Below are 6927 nucleotides of genomic sequence, written 5' to 3'. Positions count from 1 at the left end.
ACCGTGGGTTCGAATCCCACCCTGTCCGCCAGCTGAAGTTTTAAACCTCTGTATTTGCGAATCTTTTTTATCTCCTCTTCGAGGAACCCCAGCATTAGACCCAGCGGATGTTGATTCGACATGATCTGTGCCAGAGGAGGCGTCCCCCTCTGATTGATTATCAGGGGCTCCGACAGCACCCAACGAATTTTGGACAGCCGCAATGGCGCTGGGTTCACCCCGATCGTTTGCCAGCCACTCTGATAACCGTAGCTTTGAAAACCCGCTCGAGCGTTCTAGCCTGATCAATGTTCACAGCCGGGCCAAGAGCCCAAAACCAGTTGGATGCGGTCCGCTAAGGCGCCCCGCGTCAGCTCGGACCACTAGGCAACCCGCCCGCCTACGTGGAGCGGTGAGTAAGGCGGATGGAAGTGGCCGAGTTCTGCGCCATTGCCCGAGCCCTCGGGTGGCCCGCAGGACGTAGGGTCGGCCGGACGCTTCGGGTGTTTCCATCTGGTCCTGGCTGCCGGTCGTCGCCTCAATGCCCATCTTCGCGTTGGCTCAGGGACATGCATTCGGCAGGCGCCCACACTCCACGAACTGCGTTCTGTCAGCGAGGCGGATTTATAACCTGTCAACCGTTACAGAATCCTGGGGCCCAGTTCTCTATCAGGAGGGCTTGGGGGATAGTCAGTTGGTATACGATCCCAGTCCTCTGGCACCTCAACTGAAGGTCGTGCCCCTGGACGTGGTGTAGCTCGCCGGTGGTAGCTTCGCCGCTCGCGACGCGCGCCCATCACAAGGCGCTGTAGCGAGCGAGCGGCGAAGCGGTGGTCATCCGCGGTCGGTCCCGAAGACCGCGATTCCGGCGAATGTGAGGAGCGTCGCGGCCGTTAGAAAGTGGCTTGGATGCGACGGTGGAAAGGGTTGCGGCCCGGCCTGAAGACAGTTGTTCTGGACAGATCAGGTTCCAGAGTCGAGCCTAGCCACCGCTTCCGAGGCGGCAAGTTGGGGGTTCGATTCCCCAGCCGCTCCAATTATGTCAAAGGCCCCAGCCCGCGTTGGATCAGGTCATGCGTCGCCTCCGGGCTGTGATGAAGGGCCTGATGACCTGGGACCGGACCGGGCGGTTCGTGACCACGGCGTTCCAGCGGATTCTGCGGCGCACCCCATCGCGGGAGGAACACGCCCACTGGGTGAAGGTGACCGTCGCGGTGGGACCCGCCGAGGTGCTCGACCTGCTGTTCGCGTCCGGGGAATATGCCCACCGCAGCCGGGTGGACGACCTCTCGGAGTTCCATGCCGGCCACTACTATTCGCCGGTGATCGACCCTGAGGCCCTGCGCGCCTCCGGCTTCACGGTGGACCGCTCCCCGGACACCGCCGCGCTCCCCGGCATCGCCCTCGACGCCGAGGCCATGCTGGCCTTCTGGGACCGCAATCTGGCCGGCATGCAGGCCAGCGGCGTGGTCGCCCACGAGACGCCGCCCCTGCGCTACTACGCCGTCAACGACGTCTATGCCTGGGGCGACGCCTATGTGCTGAACGCCATGATCGCCGAGCTTGCGCCCCGCCGCATCCTGGAGATCGGCTCGGGGTTCTCCTCGGCCTGCATGCTGGACGCGGTGGACCGGCTGGGCCTGGCCACCAGCTTCACCTTCGTCGAGCCGTATGCCGAACGCCTGCAGGCCCGGCTCAGCGACCAGGACCGCGCGCGCTGCACCATCATCGAGACCCCGGTGCAGCAGGTCGGCGCCGAGCTCTACGAAGTGCTGGAGCCGGGCGACATCCTGTTCATCGACTCCACCCACGTTTCCAAGGCCGGCAGCGACGTCAACTTCGAGCTCTTCGAGATGCTGCCGGCGCTTAGGCCCGGCGTGATCGTGCACTTCCACGACACGTTCTTCCCGTTCGAGTACCCAGAGGCGTGGATCTTCGAGGCCCGGCGCTCGTGGAACGAGCTCTACATCTTGCGCGCGTTTCTCACCGACAATCCGGCCTGGGAGATCGTCTTCTTCAACGACTACTTCGCGCGCCGCCATCCGCAGGCGGCCGCGGCCCTGCCGGGGTTCCAGGCCAATCCTGGCGGCGGCCTGTGGCTCCGAAAGCGCGGCTGACACCCGTTCGTCAGGACGTCCCGTGGCCTTCAAGGTTGATACCCTCCAGCGCCGCGAGGCGTTTGGCCCGGCGGGTCGCGCCCCAGACTCTTCGAAGCCGCCGACGGGGGCATCAGCGCCGTGGCCTGAGCCCGGGCCGGTTCACCAGATGCGCACGCGCTCGGCTGGCGGCACGTAGAGCTTCTGCCCCGGCTTGACGTCGAAGGCCGAGTACCAGCCCTCGATGTTGCGGATCGTGCCGTTCACCCGGTAGCGGGCCGGCGAGTGCGGGTCGGAGACCACCTGCTGGCGCAGCGCATCGTCGCGCTGCTTCTGGCGCCACACCTGGGCCCAGCCCAGGAACACCCGCTGGTCCCCGGTCAGGCCGTCGATCACCGGCGCGGGCCGGCCCTTCAGCGAGGCGTGGTAGGCATCCAGCGCCAGCGACAGGCCGCCCATGTCGCCGATGTTCTCGCCCATGGTCAGCGCGCCGTTGACCTTGGACCCCGGCAGCGGCTCGAAGGCGGAGTACTGGCCGCCCAGCCGGTCGGCCTGGGTTTTGAACTTGCCCGCGTCCTCGGCGGTCCACCAGTCGCGCAGCACGCCGTCGCCGTCGGACTTGCGGCCCTGGTCGTCGAAGCCGTGGCTGATCTCGTGGCCGATCACCCCGCCAATGCCGCCGTAGTTGACCGCAGGGTCCGCGTCGGGGTCGAAGAACGGCGCCTGCAGGATGGCGGCGGGGAACACGATCTCGTTGTTGGGTGGGTTGTAATAGGCGTTCACCCGCTGGGGCGTCATGCCCCACTCTGTCTTGTCCACCGGGCCGTTGAGCCGGGCCAAGTTACGCCGCCACTCAAACGCCCCGGCGCGGATGCCGTTGCCGTAGAGGTCGGCGCGATCCAGCTTCAGCGCGCCGTAGTCGCGCCAGTTGGCCGGGTAGCCGATCTTCACCGTGAACTTGGCGAGCTTCTCCAGCGCCCGGGTGCGGGTGTCGGGGCCCATCCACTCCAGGGTCTCGATGCGGGCCTTCAGCGCCGTGCGGATGTCAGCCACGAGGGCGTCCATCTTGGCCTTCGATTCCGGCGGAAAGTAGCGCGCCACATAGACCCGGCCCACCGACTCGCCCACCGCGCCATTGGTGAACGCGACCGCGCGCTTCCACCGCGGCCGTTGCTCGGGCTGGCCACCCAGGGTCTTCTCGTTGAACTCGAAATGGGCGTCGGCAAAGCGCTTGGACAGGTGCGGCGCTCCGCCGTTGGCGACCTTGAACGCCTGCCAGGCCTTCAGGGTGGGCAGCGGCGTGTCGGCATAGATCTTGGCGAACTTGGGGAAGGCGCTGGGCGTGGTGACCACGAAGCGGTCGACCTCCGGCAGCTCCGTGCCCGCCAGGAACCTGGTCCAGTCATGGCCAGGCGTCATCGCCTGCAGTTCCGCCAGGGTTGCGGGGTTGTAGGTCTTGTCGCGGTCGCGGCGCTCCACCCGGGTCCAGCTCGCTTCGGCCAGCCGGCTCTCGAAGTCGACGATGGCCTTGGCGTTGTCGGCGGGCGCGTCCCAGCCGACCAGGGTCAGAAGCTGCTGCACGTAGGCTTGGTAGGCGGCCTTTTTCTGCGCGAACTGCGGCTGCAGATAGTAGTCGCGGTCGGGCAGGGTCAGTCCGCCGGCGTTGGCGTAGACCGCGTAACGTTGCGGCGACTTGGCGTCGATCTGGACAGTGAAGCCCAGGATCGAGGAGAACGGGGTGACCTGCGCCTTGCCCATCAGGGCGGTGAAATCATCCTTCGTCCGCACGGCGCGGATCTCGGCCAGCGGCGCCTGCAACGGCTTGGCGTCCAGGCGCTCGACGGTCGCCGCGTCCATGAACGCCGCGTAGGCCGCCCCCACCCTGGCGGCGTCGGGATCGGTCCCTCTGCCGGCGGCGGCCTCCTCGACGATCGCGCGGACGCGGTTCTCGGAGAGCTCCGACAGCTTGTCGAAGTTGCCGTAGCGGGTGCGGTCGGCCGGGATTTGCAGGGTCCTCTCCCACGTCCCGTTGGCATAGGCATAGAAGTCGTCGCCCGGCTTCACCGAGGGATCGACGCCCGCCAGGTCGAAGCCCCAGGTCCCGTACTTGGGAGAGGCCAGCGAGGCGCTGCCGCCGCCCGCGGCGCCGGTCTCCGGGGCCTGGAACAGCAGCTCGCTTGCGCAGGCGGCGTCGGCACAGTCATGCGCGTCGTGCGCGCCCGCGGAGACGGCCGACAGGCCAAGCGCCGCCACGGCGGCCGCGGAAAGCAGAACGTTTCGCATAGCCGGGGTCATGAGGTTCTCTCGAGATGCAGTCGTCGCCGGTTGAAGGCTCAATCCTGCTTTGGCGCGCAAGAAAGGTGAAATTTTGATCCCTCGCAAGTCCCCGCCCCGGTCCGGCTTCCATGCGCGCCCCGGCGCACCTAGGGTGCAGCGATGAGTTCGCCCACCTTCGACGTCATGGGCGCCTTCCGCACCGCTGGCGAGCTTTACGCGCAAAAGCGGTTCGAGGCGGCGGCGCAGGCCTGGGACAAGATTCTCCGCGAGCTGCCGCAAAGCGCGGAGGCGCATTGCAATCTCGGCCGCGCACTCACCGAACTCGGCCGCTTCGACGCCGGCGAGGCGGCGCTTCGCCAGGCCCTGACGCTGAAACCCGGCGCGGCCTGGGCGCTGCACTCCCTGGCGGTGCTGCATCAGCTCAGTGGCCGCGGCGCCGTGGCCGAGGACCTGTACCGCCAAGCCATCGCCGCCGATCCCACCGATCTGCGGGCCCGCCTCGACCTTGGCTACCTCTATCTCGAGCGCGGCGACTTCGCGCGCGGCTGGCCCCTTTATGAGTTTCGCAAAGACGTCCCGGGCCAGCACGCCACCCGCCTCGACCTGCCGGAATGGCAAGGCGAGCCCCTGGCCGGCAAGGCGCTGCTGGTCTGGCGCGAGCAGGGGTTCGGCGACCAGATCCAGTTCGCCCGCTTCATACCGGTCCTAAAGGCCATGGGCGCTGAGGTGAGCATGGTCTGCGCGCCGGAACTGGCCAGCCTGTTCCAGGACCTGGCTGTCGCCATCCACCCCTTCAGCGATGAACTAACGCTGCCAGCGCCGGACTACTGGACCCTTCCCCTGTCCATCCCCCATCGCCTGGGCTTCACCGCTCAGAGCCTGCCGCAGTCGCCCTATCTCGCCGCTCCCGACGACCGCCGCGCCCGCTGGGCCGGCTTCGCACCGCCAGGATCGGTGGGTGTGGTCTGGCGGGGCAGCGCGACGCACGGCAACGACCACCACCGCTCGCTGCCGTCCCGCGACCTGCTGGCGCCGCTTGAGGCGGCCGGGGCGCCGCTCCTTGACCTGCAGACTCCCCTGGGAGATTTCGCCGACCTGGCCGCGGTGGTGGAGCAACTCGACCTGGTGGTCACCGTCGACACCGCCATGGCCCACCTCGCGGGGGCGCTGGGCAAGGAGTGCTGGCTGATGCTGCCCTGGTTCCGCACCGACTGGCGCTGGCTGACCGAGGGGCGCACGACGCCCTGGTATCCGTCGCTGCGCCTGTTCCGGCAGCCGGCCATGGGGGACTGGACCTCGGTCATCGCCGATATTGCGCGGGCCTACGCCGAACGGCGCGGCGACTAGTTGATTTTCGGCAGCAGGCGTTCGTAGGTGCGGTGAATGACGCCGTAGCACTCGCAGGCCAGGGCCTCGAGGCCGGGCCGGTCAATGATGTCGACCACTCCGCGGCGATAGCGGATCACGCCCTTCTCCTGCAGCGAGCGCGCGACCGCGGTCACCGTGGTGCGCTGCACCCCCAGCATGTCGGCCAGGAACTCCTGGGTCAGCGCCAAGGTGTCCGACGAGATCCGGTCGTGGCAGGTGAGCAGCCAGCGGCAGAACCGGGCCTCCACCGAATGTAGGGCGTTGCAGGCTACGGACTGGATGGCGTGGCCGAACAGGGCCTCGTTGTGGCGGTCAACCAGCTGGCGGAGGCGCGGGCTCTTCTCCCAGGTCTCGTGTAGCTGAGCGGCTCCGATCCTGGCGGCCTTCAGCGGGGTCTGCACTATCGCCCGCGACAGCGATTGCCGCGGGGAGACTGCGGCGGTCAGGCCCAGCGCACCCTCGGGGCCAATGGTGGCGCTCTCGATGGCCGCGCCGCTCTCCATCAAGGTCATCAGGGAGATGACGCCGTCGTGGGGGAAATAGACGGTGTCGATGGAATCGCCCGGGTCATACAGAAGCCGACCCCGTTCCAGGTCGACCTGCGTCAGATGCGGCGAGATGAGCCCGTAATCCTCGGCCGGGAGCGATACGAGCAGGCGGTTTTGCAACGCGGTGGAGGGCCTTTGCATCGGGGTTTCGAGACGCCGCCACGCGGCTTGCGTTTCAAGTTATCGATGCGAGACGGCAAAGACTGTCGAGAACACGACACTCGCGGCAAAAGAACGTGCAAAAGTGAGAAAATTACTGAATGGCCCCTATGGGACTCTGGTCTTTCGGCGCCTCCAGACAATGTCGGAAAGGCGACGTAACTATATCTGGCGACATGGACGAGCGGCGAAACAGGACAGCTGTGCTTTTGGTAATAGACGAGGGAACCGGAACATCTATTGGGGGCTGACGCTGATCGCCGCCGGGCGCCAGACGGGAGTTCAGTATGCGGCAGGACGGCTCAGCGCCCGCAGCCCGCGCAAACGAAAGGCGGGCCTTGTGACAGGCCCGCCTTCGGTAGGTCGCAGAGGCGGCGGGCGCAGGCCCGCGCTGCTCAGTTGTATTGGACGGTGACGTTGAACGAGCCGAGGTACTGGCCGGTCGCCGTGGTGCTGCTGACCGGGATCGAACCGCCGACGCCGAGCGACGCGGTGCCCTG

Annotated in this window: 5 protein-coding genes; 2 read left to right on the top strand and 3 right to left on the bottom strand. The window is 67.2% G+C overall.

The features are described 5' to 3' along the window. Nucleotides 1–1052 precede the first annotated feature (1052 nt). Complete coding sequence (locus ACLL81_RS06790) at nt 1053–2096, top strand: class I SAM-dependent methyltransferase (protein WP_411287588.1); 1044 nt, start codon at nt 1053–1055, stop codon at nt 2094–2096. A gap of 141 nt (nt 2097–2237) precedes the next feature. Here ACLL81_RS06790 and ACLL81_RS06785 read toward each other — a convergent pair whose 3' ends face one another. Further along, nucleotides 2238–4370: a M13 family metallopeptidase gene (locus ACLL81_RS06785; protein WP_411287587.1), complete on the bottom strand. Its 2133-nt coding sequence runs from the start codon at nt 4368–4370 to the stop codon at nt 2238–2240. 141 nt (nt 4371–4511) lie between these two features. Between ACLL81_RS06785 and ACLL81_RS06780 the strand changes: the two genes are divergently transcribed. Next, nucleotides 4512–5699, top strand: a complete 1188-nt coding sequence (locus tag ACLL81_RS06780) for a tetratricopeptide repeat protein (RefSeq protein WP_411287586.1) — start codon at nt 4512–4514, stop codon at nt 5697–5699. Here ACLL81_RS06780 and ACLL81_RS06775 read toward each other — a convergent pair. Next, entirely contained in the window at nt 5696–6409 is a 714-nt protein-coding gene (locus ACLL81_RS06775; RefSeq protein ID WP_411287585.1) for a Crp/Fnr family transcriptional regulator, read from the bottom strand. The two genes, ACLL81_RS06780 and ACLL81_RS06775, sit on opposite strands and share 4 nt — an antisense overlap. 413 nt (nt 6410–6822) lie before the next feature. Further along, a partial coding sequence (locus ACLL81_RS06770; RefSeq protein WP_411287589.1) for a DUF4402 domain-containing protein occupies nt 6823–6927 on the bottom strand: 105 nt, incomplete at its 5' end.

The sequence above is a fragment of the Phenylobacterium sp. genome, from assembly GCF_046590535.1.
GTDB lineage: Bacteria > Pseudomonadota > Alphaproteobacteria > Caulobacterales > Caulobacteraceae > Phenylobacterium.
Note: the sequence above shows the minus strand (reverse complement) of the source record. Positions and strands in the feature narration are given on the sequence as shown.